This window comes from Rhodoferax sp. (assembly GCF_028689305.1).
In the GTDB taxonomy this organism is placed as follows: domain Bacteria; phylum Pseudomonadota; class Gammaproteobacteria; order Burkholderiales; family Burkholderiaceae_C; genus Rhodoferax.
In genome coordinates, this window is the sequence record NZ_JAQTWM010000029.1 from 1 (window position 1) to 21,772 (window position 21,772).

Here is a 21,772-nt window from a genome sequence, read left to right on the forward strand (position 1 = left end):
GGCGCCCGAGCTGGCCCATCAGCCAGATCGGCAGGGTTTTGTCGGCTCCGGCGGTGAAAGTGGTGACGATCAGTTCGTCCACCGACAGGGCAAAAGCCAGAATGCCGCCGGCCAGCAGGGCCGTGCCGAGCTGCGGCAGGATGATGTAGCGCAGCGTGGTCAGGGTGTCGGCGCCCAGGTCCATGGACGCTTCCCACAAGCGGCCCGGCAACCGGCGCAGGCGCGCCACCACGTTGTTGTGCACGATCACCACACAAAACGTGGCGTGTCCGACCACAATGGTCCAGAAGCCAGAGTTGACGTCCAGCAGCTTGAAGGTTGACAACAAGGCAATGCCGGTGACGATGCCGGGCAGGGCAATCGGCATGATCAGCATGGTGGTGAAGGCGTCCTTGCCAAAAAAACGCTCGCGGTTCAGGGCGGCGGCGGTCAGGGTGCCCAGTACCATGGCAATGAGGGTCGCCATGGCCGCCACCGACAACGAGAGGTCAATGGCCGCGTGGATGTCGGTGCGCTCCAGCGCCCGGGCAAACCAACGCAGGGTGAGCCCCTGGATCGGAAAACTGTAGCTGCTGTCGGCGTTGTTGAAGGCATACAGCGCAATGAACAGCAGTGGCAGATGCAGGAAAGCCAGGCCCGCATAAGCAGCCAGGCGCAGCCAGGTGGGTCTAGAGTGCATTGAAGGCCCCCAGTCTGCGTGCGATGGTGAGGTAAACGGTGATCAGCACAATCGGCACACAGGTGAAGGCCGCCGCCATGGGCATGTTGCCAATGGTGCCTTGCATGGTGTAGACCATGCTGCCGATGTACAGCCCTGAGGGTCCCACCAGTTGCGGGATGATGTAGTCACCCAGGGTCAGTGAGAAGGTGAAGATGGACCCCGCCACCACCCCCGGAAAGGCCAGCGGCCACAACACGGTGCGAAAGGTCTGCCAGGGCCGGGCGCCCAGGTCACCCGAGGCCAGCAACAGGTTGGGCGGCACCCGCTCGATGGCCGCCTGGATGGGCAGCACCATGAACGGCAGCCAAATGTAGGTGAACACCAGAAACCGGCCCAGATTGGAAGTGGCCAGGGAGTCGCCACCGATCACCGGAATAGCCAGCACCGCCTGCAGGGCACCGTGCAGGCCCAGCATGTTCACCACCCAATAAATCACGCCGCCCTGGGCCAGCAGCACGGTCCAGGCATAGGCTTTGACGATGTAGCTGGCCCACATCGGCAGCATCACCCCGACATAAAAAAAGCCTTTTTCTGCCGGGCTGGCGTGGTGCGCCATGTAGTAGGCCATGGGAAATCCGATCAGTGCGGTGCTCAGCGTGACCGCGCAGGCCATGGCCAGCGTGCGCAGCACGATGTCGAGGTTGGCCGGCACCAGCAGATTGGCAAAGTTGTCGCTGGTGAACTCGGTCACGACCGACATGCTCATGTCGTCGAATGTGAACACACTCTGGCTCAGCAAGGTGAGCAGCGAGCCCAGGTAGACCACACCGAACCACAGCAGCGGTGGCGTGAGGATCAACAGCAGCGTGAGTGTGCGCCGCTGGTAGAGCAGGTTGGAGATGGCACGCATGGCTGTGGCCTCAGGCGTCGAGCATCACCATGTGTTGCGGTGCCCAGCTCAGGGCCACGCGCCCGCCGGGCTGGGTGTGGGCCGCCAAGTCGGAGGCGGCAGCGCTCTCGGTCTGCATGGCGGTGATGACCTGATCACCCACCTGGACTTCCAGACGCTGGTTGGCCCCCAGGAACTGGATGGCCAGCACCTCACCTTCAACCTGCAGACGGCCCGCCGTGGCGCTGGTCCCGGCGGGGAGCACGCTGATGTTTTCCTGGCGCACGGCAAAGGCCCGGGGCTGACCGGTGAGGGTGTGCGCCAGTGTCGTGTCGATGACGTTGGCGCTGCCCACAAAGTCCGCCACAAAACGGGTGCGCGGCTGGTGGTACAGCTCACGCGGGCTGGCAATCTGCTCAATTTTCCCGTGGTTGAACACGGCAATGCGGTCGGACATGGACAGGGCCTCTCCCTGATCGTGTGTCACGTAGACAAAGGTGATGCCCAGCTTGCGGTGCAGCACCTTGAGCTCCATCTGCATCTGCTCGCGCAGCTTCATGTCCAGCGCGCCAAGGGGTTCGTCCAGCAGCAAGATGCGCGGCCGGTTGACCAGCGCCCGCGCCAGAGCCACGCGCTGGCGTTGTCCGCCGGAGAGCTGGGCCGGTGTGCGTTGCGCGTGGTCGGGCAGGGCCACCATCGCCAGCGCTTCACGGGCCATGGCGTGGCGCGCGGCCTTGGGCACTTTTTTCACCATCAGTCCATAGGCCACGTTGTCCAGCACATTCATGTGCGGGAACAGGGCGTAGTCCTGGAAAACGGTGTTCACATCGCGTTCGTAAGGCGGGGTGCCAGCGGCCTCCCGGCCCAGCAGGGTCAGGCTGCCGCTGCTGGGCTGCTCAAAGCCGGCCATCAGCCGCAGCGAGGTGGTTTTTCCGGACCCCGAAGGCCCCAGCATCGAAAAAAACTCACCCTCCTGCACGGTGAAGCTGACGCCGTCCAGCGCCCTGACTTCACCATAGTGCCGGGAAACACCCTTGAACTCGATCGCAGCTGGCATACACACCCTTGTCTGGCCACTCAACGCCCGCCCATGATGGCGATGTAGTCCATCGCCCACTTGGCATAAGGCACACAAGTTCCCTGGGTGGTGCACTTGGCTTGCGGGGTTTTCCAGAACTTGATTTTGGCCAGATCATCAAAGCCGTTGATCTTGCAGAAGTCGCTGCCACCGGGCGCCTTGGCCTTGCAGGCCGCCGGGGTCACCGGCACCGTGCCAAACCACTCGGCCAGCGGAGCCTGCAACTTGTCGCTGAGCTGGTGCTCCATCCACTGGTAGGCACAGTTCACATGCTTGGCGTTCACATGCAGCATGGTGGTGTCGGCCCAGCCGGTGGCGCCTTCCTTGGGAACCACCGAGGCAATGGGCTTTTTTTCGCCCTTGAGTGAATTCACCATGAAACCCCATGAGCCAGACGCCACTACACCTTCACTCTTGAAGTCGTTCATCTGGACCGTGGCATCGTGCCAGTAGCGGTGGGTCAGCTTTTTCTGACTGCGCAGCAGTTCCAGCACGGCAGCGTACTGTTTTTCATTGAGTTCGTAGGGGTCTTTGATACCCAGTTCAGGTTTTTTTGTCATCAGGTACAGCGCCGCGTCGGCCATGTAGATGGCACCGTCGTAAGCCTGTACCCGGCCCTTGTTGGACTTGCCGTCGGGCAGGTTCTGTTCTTCAAACACCACGGCCCAGGAGTCCGGCGCCTTCTTGAACACGTCGGTGTTGTACATCAGCACATTGGGGCCGGACTGGTAGGGCACACCATAGTGTTTGCCGTCCACCGTGTGCCAGGCCGCGTTTTGCAGGCGGGCATCAATGGTTTTGTAGCTCGGCACCAGGCCCACATTGACTTCCTGCACCAGTTTGGAGGTGATCAGACGCCCGCTGGCATCACCCGAAGCCGTCACCAGGTCGTAGCCGCCGGCTTTCATCAGCGACACCATTTCGTCGGAGGTGGCCGCCGTCTTGACGTTGACCTTGCAGCCCGAGGCTTTCTCGAAACCGGTGGTCCAGTCGTAGGCCTTGTCAGTCTCGCCGCGTTCAATATAGCCTGCCCAGGCAATGATGTTGAGTTGTCCTTCACCCTTGCCAATGGTTTTGGGTGGAGCGGCGAGACTGGCTGCAGCGGTGGCCGTCGCCAGTAAACCGGTGAGAAGTGCGCGGGGTAGAGACATAAAGAACTCCTGACGTTGGTGGTTGGGGCGCGCAGGTGCGGGCCTGAAGGGCATCTTAGGTTTTGTTGCCGGGCTGAACCATATCGGCCAGCCAATACAATCCATCGGAAAAACAGAAACCTTGCACCAATAAATGCTGATTTAGTGGTTTACCCTAGGCGTCAAAACTGTGCATTTACGGGTTTACCCTTTAAATGAGCCAAAAAGGTGCCTGAAATCGAGAAATGGCCAGATGAGCACATCTTTCAAGAGCATTCGGTATTTCATAGCAGTCGCCGAATCCGGCTCCATTTCAGCCGCCATCCAGGAGCTGGGGGTGTCGCAATCGGTGGTTTCAGCCGCCATTGCCCAGATTGAGGCGGACCTGGGAACCCTGTTGTTCGAGCGCCGGGCCCGCGGCATGGCGCTGACCCATGCCGGCCACCAGTTTCTGCGCCATGCCCACCAGATCGAAGTGGCCATGCGTAACGCGCGGGATGCCCTGGCCTCGCGGCCCCACACGGTGACGGGCAGCCTCAACATCGGGGTGACCAGTTTGATGGTGGGGTATTACCTGCCGTTTTTGCTGGAACGGTTTCGCCGCGTGTTTCCACGGATCCAGGTCCAGATCACCGAAGACCGGCGCGACTATCTGGAGCATTTGCTGGTCAGCGGTGAGCTGGATGTGGCCTTGATTGTGGTGTCGCAGTTGCAGAACTACCGGGCGCTGGAAACCGAGACCATTCTGCGGTCGGGCTGGCGCGTCTGGTGCCCGGTCAACCACCGCCTGGCCAGTGAGGAAAAAATCCAGGCCGATGAGCTGGCCGAGCAGTCGCTGATCCTGCTGCAAGTGGACGAACTCGGTGATGCCACCACGGCGCTGTGGCATGTGCGTGGTGCCGACCCCAAGGTGTTGATTCGTACCTCTTCGGTGGAGGCCGTGCGCAGCCTGGTGGCCACAGGCGCGGGCTGTTCGGTGTTGCCCGACATGCTGTATCGCCCCTGGTCACTCGAAGGTGACCGCATTGAGGCGCGGCCTTTGGCGCAGCCGCTGGCGCCGCTGGACGTCGGGCTGGCCTGGCGCAAGGGAGCGGTGTTGCCGGAGTCGCTCAGCAATTTTTTGACGGCGGTACGGCCCACGCTGGACGGCCATGTGTCCGCCACCGGTGGGTATCTGCGCTGAAGCGGGCCGCCCCGCAACGTGGTTTATTTCAGGATGTCACCCACACACAGGTACTTGATTTCCAGGTAATCATCCATGCCGAAGTGTGAGCCTTCGCGGCCTAGACCGGACTGCTTGACCCCGCCAAACGGCACGTGTTCGGTCGCCAGAATGCCGACGTTGATGCCGACCATGCCGTATTCCAGCGCTTCACTCACGCGATAGATGCGGCCGATGTCGCGGCTGTAGAAGTAGCTGGCCAGGCCAAACTCGGTGTTGTTGGCAGCAAAAATGGCTTCAGCTTCGGTCTCGAACTTGAACACCGGGGCGAACGGGCCAAAGGTTTCTTCGCGGGCGCACAACATGTCGGCAGTGGCATCAGCCACCACCGTGGGTTCAAAAAACTGGCCCGGCAGGCGTTTGCCGCCCACCAGCACGCGGCCCCCCTTGGCCACCGCGTCGTCCACATGGCGCTGCACTTTTTGCAGCGCGGCTTCTTCGATCAGCGGGCCCTGGTTGACACCGTCCTCAAAGCCGTTGCCGACCTTGGCGGTCTTGACCTTGGCGGCAAACTTGGCCACAAACTCGTCGTACACCCCGGCTTGCACGTACAGGCGGTTGGAGCAGACGCAGGTTTGGCCGGCGTTGCGGTATTTGCTGGCAAACGCGCCTTCGACGGCGCTGTCGATGTCGGCATCGTCAAACACGATGAAGGGCGCGTTGCCGCCCAGTTCGAGCGACATTTTCTTGACCGTCGGGGCTGACTGCGCCATCAGGATGCGGCCCACTTCGGTGGAGCCGGTGAAGCTGATGTGACGCACGATGTCGCTGGCGCAAATCGCTTTGCCGACAGCAATCGAGTTGTCTGCATCAGCGGTGACCATGTTGAGCACCCCGGCCGGGATGCCCGCGCGAATTGCCAATTCGGCTGCGGCCAGGGCGGTCAGCGGCGTGAGTTCAGCCGGTTTGATGACCACCGGGCAGCCTGCGGCCAGGGCCGGAGCGACCTTGCGGGTGATCATGGCAATGGGAAAGTTCCACGGTGTGATGGCGGCACACACGCCAATCGGCTGCTTGAGCACCATCAGGCGGCGGTTGTTGTCAAACTGCGGCAGGGTCTCGCCATTGACGCGTTTGGCTTCTTCGGCAAACCACTCGACAAAGCTGGCGCCATAAGCGACTTCACCTTTGGCTTCAGGCAAGGGCTTGCCTTGCTCGGCGGTCATGATGCGGCCCAGGTCGTCCTGGTTGGCCATGATCAGGTCAAACCACTTGCGCAGGATGATGCTGCGCTCTTTGGCGGTCTTGCTGCGCCAGGCCGGCCAGGCGGCGTTGGCGGCGTTGATCGCAGCTTCGGCATCCGCCGCCCCCAGGTTGGCCACATCCGCCAGGTGGGCGCCGGTGGCCGGGTCGGTCACGGCAAAACGGCTGCTGCCAGCCACCCACTGGCCGTTGATCAGGGCATCGGTCTTGAGCAGGCTGGGGTCTTTGAGTAGGGACAGGGGAGAGGTTGACATAAAAAACTCCTGAATTTATAAGGAAAATTGGGCTTTAGCCCGGATAAAACTTGCGCAAACAGCTATAAAAACAATAGCAGTTATCGAATCGGCACACCCGGCAGGATACACAGCATTTCAAACAGCAGGTTGGCGCCCAGCAAAGCTGTATTGCCGGTTGGGTCATAAGGCGGCGAGACTTCCACCAAATCGGCCCCCACGATGTTCAGCCCGCGGCAACCGCGCACAATCTCCAGCGCCTGCGGCACGCTCAGGCCGCCGATTTCCGGTGTGCCGGTGCCACCCGCATAGGCCGGGTCAATGCCGTCGATGTCAAAACTCAAATAACAAGGCGCATCACCAATGGTGGCGCGCACATTGGCCATCAGGGGCGACAGCGACTGCCACCACACCTCATGCGCCAGTGTCAGGTGAAACCCCTGCTGGCGCGGCCAGTCAAAGTCGTCCGCCGCGTAACCGCTGCCGCGCAGGCCGATCTGGAACACCCGCTCAGATTGCAGCAGGCCTTCTTCCACCGCGCGGCGAAACGGCGTGCCGTGGGCGATGCGTTCGCCAAACATGTCGGCGTTCACGTCGGCATGCGCATCCACGTGCACCAGCGCCACCGGGCCGTGTTTCCTGGCCATGGCGCGCAAAATGGGCAAAGCAATGGTGTGGTCACCACCGAGCGTCAAGGGAATGCAGTCATGCGCCAGCAGCTCGTCGTAGTAGTCGGTGATGATGGCGACTGATTTTTCCAGCGAATAGGTGTTGATCGGCACATCACCCACGTCGGCCACCTGCAGGGCATCAAATGGCGCCGCCCCGGTGGCCATGTTGTAGGGCCGGATCAGGCTGGACTCGGCGCGGATCTGGCGCGGGCCAAACCGTGTGCCGGGCCGGTGGCTGGTGCCAATGTCCAGCGGCACGCCGACAAAGGCCACATCCAGACCGTGGGCCGTGTCAACCACTGGCAGACGCATCATGCTGGCGATACCGCCAAAACGCGGCATCGCGTTGCCGGACAGGGGGTGGTTTTTCATCGACGTTTCCCTCGCAGCCACTCCAGTCCGAGCATCAGGGTGGTGGTGAAGATGATCAGCAGGGTCGCCACCGCGGCAATGGTGGGGGTGATGTTTTCGCGGATGCCGGTGAACATCTGACGCGGCAGGGTGACCTGGTTGGGGCCAGCGATGAACAGCGTCACCACCACCTCGTCAAACGAGGTGGCAAAGGCAAACAATGCCCCCGAGATCACCCCCGGCGCAATGATCGGCAGCGTCACGCGGAAAAACGTGGTGAGGTGGCCCGCCCCCAGGCTCAACGAGGCGCGGATCAGGTTTTCGTTGAAGCTTTGTAGCGTCGCCAGCACCGTGGTCAGCACAAACGGTGCGCCCAGGGCGGCGTGCACCAGCACCAGGCCCAGGTAGCTGTCATTGATACCGATGCGGGCAAAAAACAGGTAGGTGCTGACCCCGACCACCACAATCGGCACCACCATCGGGGCGATCAGCAGGCTCATCAGCAGGCCCTTGCCCCAGAACTGGATGCGCGCCAGACCCACGGCGGCCATGGTGCCCAGCACGGTGGCCAGCACCGTGGCCAAGGGGGCGACGATGAAGCTGTTGCGCGTGGCGCGGCCCCATTCGGCAGACGAAAACAGGTTGTCATACCACTGCAGGGACCAGCCCGGCATCGGGTAGGACAGGAACGAGCTGCTGGAGAACGACAGCGGCATGATGACCAGAATCGGCAGCAGCAAAAACAGCAGCACCAGCACCCCGAGGCCGCGCAAGGCGTACCAGAAGACCTTGTCGGTCAGGGAGGCGTAGGCCGGAAACATCGGACGGGCAGGAAGTGACATCGCAGTTATCCCAGGCTGAGTTCAGACTTCACCACGCGGCGGTACACGGCGTACAGCACCAGCGTGGCTGACAACAACACGGCACCCAGGGCACAGGCCATGCCCCAGTTGACATTGACGTTGGTGTATTGGGCGATGTAATAACTCAGCATCTGGTCATCCGCGCCACCCAGCAGGGCTGGCGTCACGTAGTAGCCAATGCTGAGGATGAACACCAGCAGACCACCGGCCCCCATGCCGGGGTAGGTTTGCGGCATATAGACGCGAAAGAACGCCGCAACCGGTGAGCTGCCCAGCGACACGGCGGCGCGCAGGTAGGTGGGCGGTACCGACTTCATGACGCTGTACAGCGGCAGGATCATGAACGGCAGCAGGATGTGCACCATGGCAATGATGACCCCCAGGCGGTTGAACAGCAGCGGCAAGGGTTCGCCGATGAAACCCAGCTCCATCAAGGTGCGGTTGACCAGCCCGTTGGTTTGCAGCAGCACGATCCAGGCCGCCGAGCGCACCAGAATCGAGGTCCAGAACGGCACCAGCACCAGAATCATCAGGATGTTGGCCTGCCGTGGTGTCAGTGTGGAGAGCCAGTAGGCCAGCGGGTAGCCCAGCAGCAGGCAAAAGAGGGTGACGACGGCACTGATGCTGAAGGTGCGCATCAGGATTTTGCTGAAGGCGGCGGCGTCAGCGTCCACCTTGACGATGTGGCCTTGAATGTCGCGCTTCAAGTCCACCGAAGTCAGCAGGTAGTCCGGGGTCCAGCGTGAGCCGTTTTTGGCAATCGCCTGCCAGTATTCCGGCTCGGCCCAGCGTGGGTCCAGTTCCAGCAGGCGTGCCTTGACCTGGGCCGGTGTCAGCCCAGCGTCCAAGGGCAGGGCACGGTAGGTGCCCATGATGAGGGAGCGGGCGCCGCTGACCTCACTGTTGAGGCGGCGCGCCAGGCCGCCCGCGTCAGATTGTTCGGCAATGGCCGACAGATCAGAGATCAGCGCAGCAAAGGCCTGATCCGGCGGCGTTGAGGTGCGGTCCCAATGGTCCAGGGCCTGGACCGTGTTTTTGAGGGTGCCCGCCACCTCGGGGTTTTCGATGGCACGCACCAGCAGCGCGCCAATTGGCACGATGAAGGTGGCCAGCAGAAAAATCAGCAGCGGCAGGGTCAGAGAGATGGCAAAGGCCTTTTTGCGGCGCTGCGAACGCCGCAACTGTGCCGCCAGGTTGCCAGGAATCACAGTTGTGGTCAGAGCCATGGCCATCCCTCCCTGATCCGCTTATTGCGCTGCCCAGGCGGCGAAACGCTTCTCCAGCGCCTCACCCTGGTCAGCCCAGAAACCCACGTTGAACTGCAATGCGGTCTTGGCATTGGCCGGGGCGGTCGGCAACTGGCTCAGCACCTTGGCATCGAGCTTGGCCAGCGCCTTGGTATTGGTCGGGCCGTAGGCGATGTTTTTGGCGTATTCGGCTTGCGCATCGGCGCTGCTGGCCAGGGCGATGAACTTCAGAGCAGCCTCTTTGTTGGGCGTGCCCTTGGGCATGACCCAGTAGTCCAGGTCATAAATGCCGCCGGTCCAGGTGATCTTGAGGTTCTTGCCTTCGCGCTGGGCGGCATCAATGCGGCCGTTGTAGGCGGTGGCCATGACCACGTCACCGGCCACCAGGAACTGGGGCGGCTGGGCACCGGCTTCCCACCACTGGATGTTGGCCTTGAGTTCGCTCAGCTTCTTGAACGCGCGGTCAGCACCTTCCTTGGTTTTGAGCACCTTGTACACGTCAGCCGCAGCCACGCCGTCGGCCATCAGGGCAAATTCAACGTTGTAGCGGGCCCCTTTGCGCAAGCCGCGTTTGCCGGGGAATTTCTTCACGTCCCAGAAGTCAGCCCAGGTGGTGGGAGCGGTTTTGAGCTTGTCGCCGTTGTAGGCCATCACGGTGGACCAGACGAAGGTGCCGATGCCGCACTCGTGGATGGCCGCGGGCTGGAAGTCAGCCTTGTTGCCAATCTTGCTGTAGTCCAGCTTCTCGAACAGGCCTTCGTCGCAGCCGCGGGTCACGTCGGGAGATTCAACCTCCACCACGTCCCAGGTCACTTTCTTGGCTTCGACCATGGCCTTGATCTTGGCTTGTTCGCCGTTGTATTCGACGCTGACAACCTTGTTGCCAGAGGCTTTTTCATAGGGGCCGACGTAGGCCACTTTTTGGGCGTTGCCGTTGGCGCCACCGAAGTTGACCACGGTCAGATCGGCGGCTTGGCTGGACAGGGCAAACAGTGCAGTACAGGCTGCAACCAGGGGGGTGAGTTTCATCAAAGGACTCCTAGGGGGTGAAAAAAACCAAAAAATGCAAGTGGGTCAGGCATAGACCCGCAAATGCTCGGGGGGCAGCACCAGCCAGATGACATCACCGGCCTGCGGGATGTTGGGGCTGGAGAGCGCAATCTTGACGGTGGCCGGGGCTTGGCCCTCCACCTGGCAGCGCATGCGCAGGTGGTCGCCGTAGTAAATCACGTCGTTGACCCGGGCGCGCAGGCTGTTGGTGGGCGCTGGCTGGTTGCCTGGGCAAATCAGCGCACGTTCAGGGCGGATGCAGGCCTGCACCGGGTAATTCAGCGGCGCGCCGTTGATGTCCTGGCCCTGCAAGGTGGCCCCGCTCGGCAGCTGTACCTGGCAGATGCCGCCCGCACCACGTTCGCTGGTGACGATATGGGCGTCCAGCACGGTGTTGTCGCCGACAAAGCTGGCCACAAAACGGTTCACCGGGGTTTCATACAGCGTGCTGACCGGGTCAATCTGCTGGATCAAGCCGTCGTTGAACACCGCCACCCGGTCGGACATGGTCAGCGCTTCGGACTGGTCGTGGGTGACGTAGACAAAGGTCAGGCCAAGTTTGTGGTGCAGCTCTTTGAGCTCAATCTGCATGTGCTCGCGCAACTGCTTGTCCAGCGCACCCAGCGGCTCGTCCATCAGCACCAGTTGCGGGTCAAACACCAGGGCGCGTGCCAGGGCAATACGCTGTTGTTGCCCGCCCGAGAGCTGGCCGGGGTAACGCGCCCCTTTGTCGCCCATCTGCACCATGTCCAGCGCGCGTTTGACCTTGGCTTCACGCTCCGACTTGCCCAATTTGCGTACCGTGAGCGGGTAGGCCACGTTGTCGGCAATCGTCATGTGCGGAAACAAGGCGTAGTTCTGGAACACCATGCCAAAGTTGCGCTTGTGCGGCGGCGTTTTGGTGATGGGTTTGCCCGCCAGAAAAATTTCACCCGAGGTGGGTGACTCAAAGCCGGCCAGCATCATCAGCGTGGTGGTCTTGCCGGAGCCCGACGGCCCCAGCAGTGACAAAAATTCACCACTCTGGATGTCCAGATTCAGGTCGCGCACCACCAGGGTGCTGCCGTCGTAAGTTTTTTGGACGCTGGTGAAGCGAACCAGGGGATCAGACGATGCCATTATTTGCTATTCTTTAAGGAGCATCCAAAGCCCGCAGAATGCGGGCTGGAGGCTATTTTGATATGCAATTATTGTGCCAGTCAAGCGATCGCCGCCAGGCTGGCTTCGAGGATGTCCAGCCCTTCGTTCACGATGGCATCGCTGGCGGTCAGCGGCACCAGAATACGCACCACGTTGCCGTAGGTGCCGCACGTCAGCAGGATCAGGCCGCGTTTCGTTGCCTCACCGGCCAGGGCCTTGGCCAGCTCGGCACTGGGCTGGTGCGGGTCGCCGTTCTTGCACAACTCAATCGCCACCATGGCACCCAGGCCGCGCACGTCACAAATGCGTTTGTCCTTGGCCGCGATGGTTTTCAGGCGGTTCATCATGTGGGCGCCCAGCGCGCGGCTGCGTTCCAGCAGATGTTCTTTTTCAAACACGTCCAGCACCGCCAGGGCCGCAGCACAGGCGATCGGGCTGCCCGCATAGGTGCCTCCCAGGCCACCAGCGGCGGGGGCGTCCATGACTTCGGCGCGGCCGACCACGCCCGAGATCGGGTAGCCGCCTGCCATGGATTTGGCCATGGTGATCATGTCCGGGGCGACACCGCTTTGCTCGATGGCAAACCAGGTGCCGGTGCGGCCTGCGCCGGTCTGGATCTCGTCGGCAATCATCAAGATACCGTGCTGGTCACACAGGGCGCGCACACGCTGCAGGAAGTCGGCGGGCGCCACATTGAAGCCACCTTCACCCTGCACCGGCTCCACGATGATGGCTGCCACGCGGCTGGCTTCCACGTCGTTTTTCAGGATCGATTCAATCGACGCAATGGAGTCGTCCACACTCACGCCGTGGGCGGCATTGGGGAACTGGGCGTGGAAAATTTCACCGGGGAACGGACCAAAGCCGGTTTTGTACGGCGCGACCTTGCCGGTCAGGCCCAGCGTGAGCAGCGTGCGGCCGTGGTAGCCGCTGGTGAAGGCAATCACGGCGCTGCGCTTGGTGTGGGAGCGGGCGATCTTGATGGCGTTTTCCACCGCTTCGGCGCCGGTGGTCAAAAACAGGGTTTTCTTGGCAAAGTTGCCCGGGGCCAGCGCGTTGATGCGCTCGGCCAGTTCCACATAAGGTTCATAGGCCAGCACCTGGAAGCAGGTGTGGGTGTACAGGTCCAGCTGTTTTTTCACGGCATCCACGATCTCGGGATGGCAGTGGCCGGTGTTGAGCACGGCAATGCCGCCGGCAAAATCAATGTAGCGTTTGCCCTCCACGTCCCACACTTCGGCGTTTTTGCCGTGGGCAATAAAAACCTCGTGGCTTTGGCCCACGCCACGGGGAATGGCGGCCTGGCGGCGGGCCATCAGCGCCGCGTTGGTTGCTTGGGTTTTGGTCAGCATAGTTCTCCTGAAGGGTTGGTGCGGTTGATAAAGTGCCCAGACTTTAAGATTGACGGCCCGCCCCGACCATATACAGTTAGGTCTTTTTTGAGGATGTACTGTGCAGTGCCTGTGCCCAGTACAGACAAACCCTAATACCGCAAGCATGTTCACTTTAGATCCGCAGAGTTCCACCCCGCTGGTGCTGCAAATCGTGGCGGGTTTTCGTGCCGCCATTGAAGATGGCTCTTTGCGGCCAGGCTCCAAGGCGCCGTCGATTCGCCAGTTTGCCCATGCGCACAACGTCAGCGTGTTCACGGTGGTGGACGCGTATGACCGCCTGGTGGCGCAGGGTTACTTTGCCTCGCGCGCCAACTCAGGCTTTTTTGTCAAACAGCGGGCCAAGTCGGCGACCGAGTTGCCCGCCCAGGGGGCCAATTTCAGTTTTGATTCGATGTGGTATTCACGGCGGATCTTTGAAAACCGGGCACTGTTGATGAAGCCGGGGTGCGGCTGGCTGCCGGGCGACTGGCTGTTTCAGGATGGTGTGCGTCGCAGCCTGCGCAGTCTGGCGGCAGATGACTTTGATCTGGGCGGATACGGCGAGCCCAAGGGTTATCTGCCCTTGCGCCAGTTGGTGCGCGACCTGCTGGCCGAGCAGGAAATCGCCGTCACCACCGAGCAGGTGCTGTTGACTCAGGGCTCCAGCCAGGCGATGGACCTGGTGGCGCGCCGTCTGGTGCGCACCGGCGACGCCGTGCTGGTGGACGACCCCGGCTACCCGAACTTGCTGTTTTCCCTGCGTTTTCTGGGCGCCAGGCTGATTGGTGTGCCGCGCACCGCGGCCGGTTATGACCTGGCTGAGCTGGAGCGGCTGGTGGTGACGCATCAGCCCAAGGTGTTTTTTACCCAGCCGCGCCTGCAAAGCCCGACCGGCTCCATTGCCCAGCTGGCGCATTTGCACCGGGTGATGCAACTGGCGGACAAACACGACTTTCTGGTGGTGGAAAACGACATCTACGCCGATCTTGACCCCGAACCCCGGCCGTCCCTGGCCAGCCTGGACCAGTTGAACCGGGTGGTCTATATCGGCAGCTTTTCCAAAACCATCTCATCCAACATCCGTGTGGGTTATGTCGCGGCCAACCCGGATTTGCTGGAAGACCTGGCCCAGCTCAAGATGATTTCAGGGCTGACCTCATCCGAATTCACCGAACGCCTGGCGCACGGCGCGCTGATTGATGGCCGCTGGCGCAAACACGTCAAGGGTCTGCGCGAGCGGCTGGCCAAAGCCCATGTGGCGACGGCCTCCAAGTTGCTCAAGCTCGGTTTTGAGATTTTTTGCGAGCCCAAAGCCGGCATCTTCCTGTGGGCCCGGCATCCGGCGTTACAAGACTCGGGTGAACTGGCCTACCGGGCGGCGGAGCATGACATCCTGCTGGGGCCGGGGCATCTGTTCAGCTCCGACCTGCAGCCCAGCCCCTGGCTGCGTTTCAACGTGATTTTTTGTGACGAACCGGCGGTGTTTGACTTTTTGGCGGGGTGCACCCGCGGCTAAGGGCGTGTTTTTGCCGCCGAACAAAGAAGGAATCACGTGGGTATCCAAGACAGGGACTGGTATCGTGATGCTCAGCGCGAGAAGGAAAAACAGCGTCAAATGGACGAGACGCGCAGCAAGTTTTCCTCCTATACACGCCAACATTTGAGCGCCAAAGATCGAACGCCACGGCAACTCGGCCTTGTTCCGATGATGATTTTTTGGTGTGCCGTGATGGGCCTGTTGTACGTGCTGATGACGCACTACCTCAAGCCCCGGCCAGCCAAAGTGATGGCCAATGGCGACTTGGTACTCAAGCGGTCCCAGGACGGGCACTTCTACACATTGGGCAAAGTCAATGGTGTGGAAGCAAAATTCATGGTGGACACAGGGGCGTCCCTGGTCACGGTGAGTGAAGATTTTGCCAATAGGGCATGGATTCGGGGTGGCGTGACCACCGTGTTCAAAACGGCTAACGGTGATGCACCAGGCCGTATTGTGGACGGTGCCGCTGTATCCATTGGCCCCATCAGTGTTGCGAATGTACGTGTCGGCGTAGGTTTGCGGGGCCACGAAGCCGGTGAGGCACTGTTAGGCCAGTCTTTTCTGTCGAAGTTTGACATCATCATGGACAAAGACCAGATGGTGATACGGCAACGTTAAATCGCGCTAAATCGAGCCTGCCCTTTTTTCTCTTTACTTTTTCTTTAACCAACCTCCACGAAACCCGGGGCGATTCAGAAACGGGACTACGCCAAACTGGCCGATCGACTCGACTCACAAACGGTGATGGCGCAACTGCCCAAATGGTTCGATGACTACAATTCTTACTACCTGCACAGAACGTTGGGCTATGTGCCTGCCAAGTTGTTCAGAGAGAAACGAGCGGTAAATTAAACATACCGGCGGTACTGGGTTACGGGGTCAAGACCTATAAACTTCCAAACTGGTTTCACTTGCAAATCAATCGGTACTGTGAAAATGAAACGCCTACCTTTCTAACGATTTTTGACTGCAATCTACTACAGTGCAAACAGGATAATGCAAAAACGGTTACAAACACCCAAAACTGAGCATCTGGGGCGCAATGAAGAGATTGAAATACTCCGTGCAATAGCGGTGATTTTTGTTCTACTTCATCACTATGAAGGACTAATAGTTGGCTATCCTGCGCTGTATCCATATGTGGAAGGCTTGTACTCTGGTGTCGACCTATTTTTTTGTATCTCGGGCTATGTTATCGCACGTAGCCTTATCCCGAAGTTGATCGACAAAACTGGTACGGTCTTTTTTAGGGAGATAATTTCATTCTGGATCAAGCGCTGGTATCGCATTATTCCGTCTGCTTTACTGTGGGTCGTTGCGACCTTGGCAATTCTTGGGCCGAATGCATTAAAAGGCAATGCTCCCTTATGGTACGACACGTTCTCAGCTATTTTTCAGTATGCGAACTTCCATTTCTACCACTGCACCGTTGAACCCACGACGCATTGTGTAGCCTTTCAACAGTATTGGAGTTTGTCACTGGAGGAGCAGTTTTATCTGCTCATTCCTTTGGCGATCTTCCTTTTCAGGAAGCACCTAAGTTACTTCGTGCTAATACTTGCATTGTTGCAGGTGGTCACAGAACGTCATCACTGGAGTGGACTTACTGGGTTTGTGCGTACTGACGCAATCGCATTTGGCGTCCTGTTGGCTATGATTTCTCTTCGACCCGCCTACCTTTTTCTCGAACCGACTGCACTGAAAGCCCGTTTTGGGCGCATCGTACCGCTTTTGTTATTGGCTGGAATCGCGATCGTACCGACCACGAAGCCTATTCCTCAGTATATGGGCTTACTTTCAAGCTTTTGTCTCTTGATCGTTTGGCTCGCGTCGTACGATAAAGGCTACGTTCTTGGTCCAAGCAAAATGCGGCGATGGTTGGTGAAAATTGGTGAGCGTTCATTTGCCATCTACCTTGGTCAGATCGTTATATTCATAATAGGTCGAAAAATCAGCGATGCATTGATGGCGTCAGATACGCCCAACATCACTACTAAGATACTCTTCACGCTCTTCGTTGGAGCTTTATCGATGTTTGTACTGGTGGAGGTAAGTTATCGGTTTGTCGAGGTACCGTGGCGCAATCGTGGTCGCCATATTGCCGACTGTTTCAACCACTCACCATAGATCATTGAGTCGTTACGGAATTCCTAAATTCGTGATCTTACAGTCAAAACTTAGTAAGTTTTCTTGTTGAAATAAAAGACTATTCTTGAATATTAGAATATCTATTATCTGTGTTTTAATGAATGGTTTCCATTTTTAGCTCAAAAATCCAGAGTTCAATTTCGGCCTCATCCCATCCAACAGCAGTAATGCCAATTTTAAATAACGGTGGAAACAACTCAAGTTTGCCGAGTCTGTAAATACAGTAAAAGGGGCTAGGCTCGATTTAAATTCAAGTTCACCTTTCACTGCGCCGCTATGATGTGATGCTGTCGGCAGGGAGAGGTTCAAGGGGAGAAATATGGTTTGTCTGCCACAAAAAATGGCTACGGTTTCAAAAGGCATGGCTGCGCGACGGATGAGCGCTGGTTGCCCATATCAATAAAGGGGCGGTGTACGTGAGAACATCCCGAAAGCTCTCTTTCACTGCGGGTATCGCGTACTTGCTGACGTTCGTCTCGATTCCCACACTGTCGCTCTACAGTGCTGTCCGCAGCGACACGTTCATGATGGGCCAAGGTTCCAATGGTTCTGTGATCGCAGGTGCGTTGCTCGAAATGATCGTTGCTTTGGCCAGCATCATCACGGCCGCCGCGCTCTATCCGGTCATTCGCCGCCAGGGCGAGGCCAGGGCAATCGGTCTGATCGGTTCTCGCGTGCTGGAGGCGGCCACGATCTATGTCGGCATCGTGAGCTTGATGTCTATCGTGAGTCTGCGCCAAGCTGGCATCGGAGCGGCTGGTGTCGTGACGGCGCAAGGACTCGCGGCTCAGTACCAGTGGGCTTTCTTCTTCGCGTAAAGCCTGATCCCGGCGATCAACGGCGTGCTGCTCGGCTGATTGCTTTACCCATCCAGACTTGTGCCGCGCTGGTTGCCCATTCTGGCCTTTGTGGGGGCGCTGCTCTTGTTTGCCTCATGGCTGGCGATTTTGTTTGGCCTGATTGGCGCAAGGAGTCCGGCTGCCGGGCTTATGGCACTGCCTATCGCCGCTTGGGAGCTCTGCCTCGGTGTCTACCTTACGTTCTGGGGCTTCAAGCCATCGCCACTGACACAGGATATGTAGGCGCATATTTATTAAATCGAGCCGGCCCATTTTCAGTGCTTTTCATACATGAAATTGGCCTCTAGCCCGCACAAAATATATCTATTTAGCTATATAAGTAATAGCAAATCACGTCACAGCAGCTGGAGTCAGCTCGGAATGGGGGGAAAGGACACGGCTTTCATCGCCTCGATATAGTCGTCCCTGCCAAGTGTCGCGCTCCAGCAGCAGGGCTTCCACTTGCGGCAGCAGTTCGTGCAGGCGCATGTTCCAGTCGGGGGCGAGTTTGAGCGCAGGCGGCACTTCGCTGCCGATGCGCTGGATGGCCATGTGGGGTGACAGCCGTTCCAGAAAATCCACCACCAGCGCAAAGTAGTCCTGTGGGCTCATGATGGGCAGGCTGGCCGGGTCGCGCCGCCACTGGTTGGCCAGCACGGTGTGTTTGATGATCTGCAACTGGTGCAGTTTGAGTGATTGCAGTGGCAGGGCTGACAGCTTGTCTGCGCCTGCCAGCATGCTGTCGCGGCTCTCGCCGGGCAGGTCAAACATGAGGTGGGCCGCCACCTGCAGGCCACGTGCGGCGGCGCGGCGGATGGCGTCTTGTGCGTCGGCAAAGGTGTGGCCCCGGTTGACCCGTGCCAAAGTGGCGTCATCGCAGGATTCCAGGCCCAGTTCCAGCTCCACGATCTTGTGGCGTGACAGTTCGGCCAAGTAGTCGAGCACATCGTCGGGCACACAATCGGGCCGGGTGCCGATCACCAGGCCGTCGATTTTGGGGTGCGCCAGTGCGGCCTCGTAGACCTTGCGCAATTGATCGACTGGTGCGTAAGTGTTGCTGTAGGCCTGAAAGTAGGCGACAAAGTGGCGGGTGTTGGGGTAGCGGCGGGTGAAAAACTCCAGCCCAGTGTCGATCTGGCGGGTGATGTCCGCCTGGTCACGCAGGTAAGACGGCGTGAAGCCGTCGTTGTTGCAGAAGGTGCAGCCGCCAATGCCTTTGCTGCCGTCACGGTTGGGGCAGGTAAAGCCGGCATCGACCGACACCTTCTGCACGCGGCCGCCGTGCTGACGGCGCTGCTGGTCGTTCCATGACAGGAAACGGCGCGTGCCGAATTGGGGTGGCAGGGTGGGGCAGGACATCGGAGACTCTGATTTTTACTGGCAATGCGCCAGACCCGGATTGTCACCTCCGCCCGGGGCGGGTGTTTACATCACGGCACCGAGCTGCCAGGGCACAAACTCGTTCTGGCCATAACCATGGCGTTCGCTTTTGCTCAGGGTCCCGGACGCGGTAGCTAGCATCAGCTCAAAAATGCGCTGGCCCATCTCAGTCACGCTGCTGTGGCCGTCGATGATGTCGCCGCAATTGAGATCCATGTCGTCTTGCTGCCGCTGCCACAAGGCCGTGTTGGTGGCCAGCTTGAGTGACGGTGTGGGGGCGCAGCCATAAGCCGAGCCGCGACCGGTGGTGAAGCAGATCAGGTTGGCACCGCCCGCCACCTGCCCGGTGGCGCTGACCGGGTCGTACCCCGGCGTGTCCATGTAAACCAGGCCGCTGGCCGTGACCGGTTCGGCATACCGGTAGACTGCTTTCAGGTTGGTGGTGCCGCCTTTGGCGACGGCCCCCAGCGATTTTTCCAGGATGGTGGTCAGGCCGCCGGCCTTGTTGCCCGGTGACGGGTTGTTATTCATCTCGCCACCATGGATCCGGGTGTAGTGCTCCCACCAGCGGATCCGCTCCAACAGCTTCGCCCCCACTTCCGGGGAAACGGCACGGCGGGTCAGCAGGTGTTCTGCACCATAAATTTCCGGCGTTTCGCTGAGGATGGCGGTGCCACCATGAGCCACCAGCACATCGATGGCGGCGCCAAGCGCCGGGTTGGCGCTGATGCCGGAGTAACCGTCCGAGCCGCCGCATTGCAGGCCGATTTTCAGGTGAGCCACACTGCAGGGCTCACGTTGGATGTCGTTGGCTTTGGGCAGCAGCAGGTTGACGAGGGCAATGCCGCGTTGTACCGCCTGGCGGGTGCCGCCCACGTCCTGAATGTTGAAAGTGTGCAGGCGCTCGTTTTCCTCCAGGTGGCTGCTCGACAGCCAGTCACTCACCTGGTTGGCCTCACAGCCCAGGCCCACCATGAGCACGGCGCAGAAATTGGCATGTGAGGCATATCCGGCCAGGGTGCGCTGCAGCACCTGCATGCCCTCACCCTGGGTGTCCATGGCGCAGCCGCTGCCGTGGGTCAGGGCCACCACACCGTCAACCTGGGGGTAGGGCGCCAGCGCCTGTGGGTTGGTCTGGCGTGAAAAATGGTCGGCAATGGCGCGGGCCACGGTCGCGGAGCAATTCACGCTCGACAAAATGCCAATGTAGTTGCGGGTTGCCACGCTGCCATTGGCACGCCGGATGCCCATGAAGCTGGCTTGCCGTGGCACGGGTTCAGGCTTGAGGTCGGCACCAAAGGCCGGGTCGCGGCCAAAAGCGCCGCCTTCGGGACCCAGATTCAAGTTGTGGGTGTGCACGTGTTCGCCCGCGGCGATCGGCTGGGAGGCGAAGCCAATCACCTGGTTGTAGCGACGCACCGGTTGGGCGGTGGCGATGTCATGGGCCGCCACCTTGTGCCCGGCAGGAACCAGCCCTTTGACCGTGATACCTTGCGCCAATGTGCCGCCCAGCAGTTGCTGGCGGGCGATCAGCACATCATCCTCGGGGTGCAGGCGAATCAGCGGGTTCATTCAGAGCAGGCCGCGTTGCGCCAGGTTACGCAGCAGGTGAGAGCTGCCAAACGTCCAGGGCGGGCAGTCGTTGCTGCGTTTCATCCGGTTGACCAGCGTGCCCAGTTCGGGAGCCGAAATGCTGACGATGTCCCCGACCTTGTGGGTAAAACCGCCACCCGGGGTGTCGCGGTCCTGTTTGGGGGCAAACAGGGTGCCCAGAAACAGCATGGCGCCATCCGGGTACTGGTGATTCGGTCCCATCATCTGGGCCACCAGATCAAGCGGGTCACGGCTGATCTGCGCCATGCTGGAGAGACCATGCAGGATGAAACCATCGTCACCCGCGACCTTCAGCGTCAGTGTGGCTTGGCGCAAGTCATCGAGTGAAAAGCTGGCGTCAAAAAAGCGCAGCCAGGGTCCGATGGCGGTGGAGGCATTGTTGTCCTTGGCCTTGCCCAGCAGCAGGGCCGAGCGGCCTTCGATGTCACGCAGGTTGACGTCATTGCCCAGTGTGGCGCCAACAATCACGCCCCTGGAGTTGACGGCCAGCACCACTTCGGGCTCCGGGTTGTTCCAGCTGGAGGCTGGATGCAGTCCGGCATCGGCTCCGGTGCCGACCGCGGCCATCGGCGGCGCCTTGGTGAAGATCTCGGCATCCGGGCCAATGCCCACTTCCAGATACTGGCTCCACACGCCTTGCTTGATCAGCACCTGCTTGAGCGCCATGGCCTGGGGTGAGCCGGGTTTGAGTTTGGACAGGTCTTCACCGATCAGGCTGACGATGTCGGCACGGATGGCTGCGGCCGCAGCCGGGTTGCCGCGGGCTTTTTCTTCAATCACTCGCTCCAGCATCGAAATGGCGAAGGTCACCCCCGCTGCCTTGATCACCTGCAGGTCGGCCGGGGCCAGCAGCCAGGGCTTTTGCGGGTCGCGGCTGTCGGGTGGGGTGTTGGCCAACAGCGCCGCAATCGAGCCCAGGCGTTCACCCGCAGCCTGCTGCAGGGCCGCTGCCGGGTCGGCTTCCTCACACAGGTCACGCAGGGTGGCAAAGGTGGCCGTGACATCAAAAACATCGTCACCGCGCAAGGCCACCACCGAGGGGCCGTTGACGTCAGGCCGCCAGATGCGGCCAGCGAGTGTGCCGGCGGTACCGTCAGCGGGCAGACTGGTTAAAGCGTCAAGTTGCACAGGCAAGTCCTT

The 21,772-nt window shown here is 60.2% G+C and carries 19 protein-coding genes and 1 pseudogene; 5 read left to right on the plus strand and 15 right to left on the minus strand.

Translation table 11 applies throughout. From position 1 onward, the window contains the following. From PHW99_RS08100 to PHW99_RS08115, 4 genes are all read right to left on the minus strand, one after another. On the minus strand, positions 1–679 hold a 679-nt coding region (locus tag PHW99_RS08100), incomplete at its 3' end, for an ABC transporter permease (RefSeq protein WP_300175529.1). Then, positions 669–1,571: an ABC transporter permease gene (locus tag PHW99_RS08105; protein ID WP_300175531.1), complete on the minus strand. Its 903-nt coding sequence runs from the start codon at positions 1,569–1,571 to the stop codon at positions 669–671. The genes PHW99_RS08100 and PHW99_RS08105, both read right to left, overlap by 11 nt. Positions 1,572–1,581: 10 nt before the next feature. Beyond that, on the minus strand, positions 1,582–2,607 hold the full coding sequence (locus PHW99_RS08110; protein WP_300175533.1) for an ABC transporter ATP-binding protein: 1,026 nt from the start codon (positions 2,605–2,607) through the stop codon (positions 1,582–1,584). 20 nt (positions 2,608–2,627) lie between these two features. Continuing rightward, a complete protein-coding gene (locus tag PHW99_RS08115) occupies positions 2,628–3,779 on the minus strand; it encodes an ABC transporter substrate-binding protein (protein ID WP_300175535.1) in 1,152 nt (383 codons plus the stop codon). A gap of 232 nt (positions 3,780–4,011) precedes the next feature. Between PHW99_RS08115 and PHW99_RS08120 the strand changes: the two genes are divergently transcribed. Beyond that, complete coding sequence (locus PHW99_RS08120) at positions 4,012–4,941, plus strand: LysR family transcriptional regulator (RefSeq protein WP_300175537.1); 930 nt, start codon at positions 4,012–4,014, stop codon at positions 4,939–4,941. 23 nt (positions 4,942–4,964) lie between these two features. Here the strand turns inward: PHW99_RS08120 and PHW99_RS08125 are convergent, their stop codons facing one another. From PHW99_RS08125 to gabT, 7 genes are all read right to left on the minus strand, one after another. After that, positions 4,965–6,437 carry an NAD-dependent succinate-semialdehyde dehydrogenase gene (locus PHW99_RS08125; protein WP_300175539.1) on the minus strand — a complete coding sequence of 491 codons (1,473 nt, stop codon included), beginning with the start codon at positions 6,435–6,437 and terminating at the stop codon, positions 4,965–4,967. Between the two features lie 80 nt (positions 6,438–6,517). Then, the gene (gene speB, locus PHW99_RS08130) at positions 6,518–7,459 is read right to left on the minus strand and encodes an agmatinase (RefSeq protein ID WP_300175541.1); all 942 of its coding nucleotides are present in this window, start codon (positions 7,457–7,459) and stop codon (positions 6,518–6,520) included. Continuing rightward, positions 7,456–8,280 (minus strand): ABC transporter permease, encoded by an 825-nt coding sequence (locus PHW99_RS08135; RefSeq protein WP_300175543.1) that lies wholly within the window; start codon positions 8,278–8,280, stop codon positions 7,456–7,458. Before PHW99_RS08135 ends, speB begins: the two co-directional genes overlap by 4 nt. Positions 8,281–8,285: 5 nt before the next feature. After that, on the minus strand, positions 8,286–9,527 hold the full coding sequence (locus tag PHW99_RS08140; protein ID WP_300175545.1) for an ABC transporter permease: 1,242 nt from the start codon (positions 9,525–9,527) through the stop codon (positions 8,286–8,288). Positions 9,528–9,548: 21 nt separating this feature from the next. Continuing rightward, positions 9,549–10,577 (minus strand): ABC transporter substrate-binding protein, encoded by a 1,029-nt coding sequence (locus PHW99_RS08145; RefSeq protein ID WP_300175547.1) that lies wholly within the window; start codon positions 10,575–10,577, stop codon positions 9,549–9,551. Positions 10,578–10,622: 45 nt separating this feature from the next. Then, positions 10,623–11,717, minus strand: coding sequence for an ABC transporter ATP-binding protein (locus PHW99_RS08150; RefSeq protein WP_300175549.1), 1,095 nt, complete (start codon positions 11,715–11,717; stop codon positions 10,623–10,625). A gap of 80 nt (positions 11,718–11,797) precedes the next feature. Next, positions 11,798–13,090, minus strand: coding sequence for a 4-aminobutyrate--2-oxoglutarate transaminase (gene gabT, locus PHW99_RS08155; protein WP_300175551.1), 1,293 nt, complete (start codon positions 13,088–13,090; stop codon positions 11,798–11,800). A 145-nt stretch (positions 13,091–13,235) separates the two neighbouring features. Here gabT and PHW99_RS08160 point away from each other — a divergent pair, with 145 nt between their 5' ends. From PHW99_RS08160 to PHW99_RS08170, 3 genes are all read left to right on the plus strand, one after another. Continuing rightward, the gene (locus PHW99_RS08160; RefSeq protein WP_300175553.1) at positions 13,236–14,627 is read left to right on the plus strand and encodes a PLP-dependent aminotransferase family protein; all 1,392 of its coding nucleotides are present in this window, start codon (positions 13,236–13,238) and stop codon (positions 14,625–14,627) included. A 36-nt stretch (positions 14,628–14,663) separates the two neighbouring features. After that, complete coding sequence (locus PHW99_RS08165) at positions 14,664–15,269, plus strand: TIGR02281 family clan AA aspartic protease (RefSeq protein ID WP_300175555.1); 606 nt, start codon at positions 14,664–14,666, stop codon at positions 15,267–15,269. 345 nt (positions 15,270–15,614) lie between these two features. Further along, positions 15,615–16,778 carry an acyltransferase gene (locus PHW99_RS08170; protein WP_300175557.1) on the plus strand — a complete coding sequence of 388 codons (1,164 nt, stop codon included), beginning with the start codon at positions 15,615–15,617 and terminating at the stop codon, positions 16,776–16,778. 115 nt (positions 16,779–16,893) lie between these two features. Here PHW99_RS08170 and PHW99_RS18830 read toward each other — a convergent pair whose 3' ends face one another. Then, positions 16,894–17,043 carry an AlpA family phage regulatory protein gene (locus tag PHW99_RS18830; protein ID WP_366913207.1) on the minus strand — a complete coding sequence of 50 codons (150 nt, stop codon included), beginning with the start codon at positions 17,041–17,043 and terminating at the stop codon, positions 16,894–16,896. A 172-nt stretch (positions 17,044–17,215) separates the two neighbouring features. On the opposite strand from PHW99_RS18830, the pseudogene PHW99_RS08175 reads away from it, so the two are divergent. Beyond that, positions 17,216–17,881: pseudogene (locus tag PHW99_RS08175) on the plus strand (DUF4386 domain-containing protein). 108 nt (positions 17,882–17,989) lie between these two features. Here the strand turns inward: PHW99_RS08175 and PHW99_RS08180 are convergent. The 3 genes from PHW99_RS08180 to PHW99_RS08190 form a co-directional block, all read right to left on the minus strand. Continuing rightward, on the minus strand, positions 17,990–18,997 hold the full coding sequence (locus PHW99_RS08180; protein ID WP_300175559.1) for a TIGR01212 family radical SAM protein: 1,008 nt from the start codon (positions 18,995–18,997) through the stop codon (positions 17,990–17,992). Positions 18,998–19,063: 66 nt separating this feature from the next. Next, positions 19,064–20,590, minus strand: coding sequence for a UxaA family hydrolase (locus tag PHW99_RS08185; RefSeq protein WP_300175561.1), 1,527 nt, complete (start codon positions 20,588–20,590; stop codon positions 19,064–19,066). Next, a complete protein-coding gene (locus PHW99_RS08190) occupies positions 20,591–21,760 on the minus strand; it encodes a fumarylacetoacetate hydrolase family protein (RefSeq protein ID WP_300175563.1) in 1,170 nt (389 codons plus the stop codon). Positions 21,761–21,772 lie beyond the last annotated feature (12 nt).

Excerpts from the sequence above, each read along its gene's own strand:
- PHW99_RS08185 (WP_300175561.1), bottom strand. The coding sequence starts at position 20,590 with ATGAACCCGCTGATTCGCCTGCACCCCGAGGATGATGTGCTGATCGCC.
- PHW99_RS08105 (WP_300175531.1), bottom strand. The coding sequence starts at position 1,571 with ATGCGTGCCATCTCCAACCTGCTCTACCAGCGGCGCACACTCACGCTG.
- PHW99_RS08115 (WP_300175535.1), bottom strand. The coding sequence starts at position 3,779 with ATGTCTCTACCCCGCGCACTTCTCACCGGTTTACTGGCGACGGCCACC.
- PHW99_RS08150 (WP_300175549.1), bottom strand. The coding sequence starts at position 11,717 with ATGGCATCGTCTGATCCCCTGGTTCGCTTCACCAGCGTCCAAAAAACT.
- speB (WP_300175541.1), bottom strand. The coding sequence starts at position 7,459 with ATGAAAAACCACCCCCTGTCCGGCAACGCGATGCCGCGTTTTGGCGGT.
- PHW99_RS08140 (WP_300175545.1), bottom strand. The coding sequence starts at position 9,527 with ATGGCTCTGACCACAACTGTGATTCCTGGCAACCTGGCGGCACAGTTG.
- PHW99_RS08110 (WP_300175533.1), bottom strand. The coding sequence starts at position 2,607 with ATGCCAGCTGCGATCGAGTTCAAGGGTGTTTCCCGGCACTATGGTGAA.
- gabT (WP_300175551.1), bottom strand. The coding sequence starts at position 13,090 with ATGCTGACCAAAACCCAAGCAACCAACGCGGCGCTGATGGCCCGCCGC.
- PHW99_RS08145 (WP_300175547.1), bottom strand. The coding sequence starts at position 10,577 with ATGAAACTCACCCCCCTGGTTGCAGCCTGTACTGCACTGTTTGCCCTG.
- PHW99_RS08135 (WP_300175543.1), bottom strand. The coding sequence starts at position 8,280 with ATGTCACTTCCTGCCCGTCCGATGTTTCCGGCCTACGCCTCCCTGACC.
- PHW99_RS08180 (WP_300175559.1), bottom strand. The coding sequence starts at position 18,997 with ATGTCCTGCCCCACCCTGCCACCCCAATTCGGCACGCGCCGTTTCCTG.
- PHW99_RS08125 (WP_300175539.1), bottom strand. The coding sequence starts at position 6,437 with ATGTCAACCTCTCCCCTGTCCCTACTCAAAGACCCCAGCCTGCTCAAG.
- PHW99_RS08120 (WP_300175537.1), top strand. The coding sequence starts at position 4,012 with ATGAGCACATCTTTCAAGAGCATTCGGTATTTCATAGCAGTCGCCGAA.
- PHW99_RS08160 (WP_300175553.1), top strand. The coding sequence starts at position 13,236 with ATGTTCACTTTAGATCCGCAGAGTTCCACCCCGCTGGTGCTGCAAATC.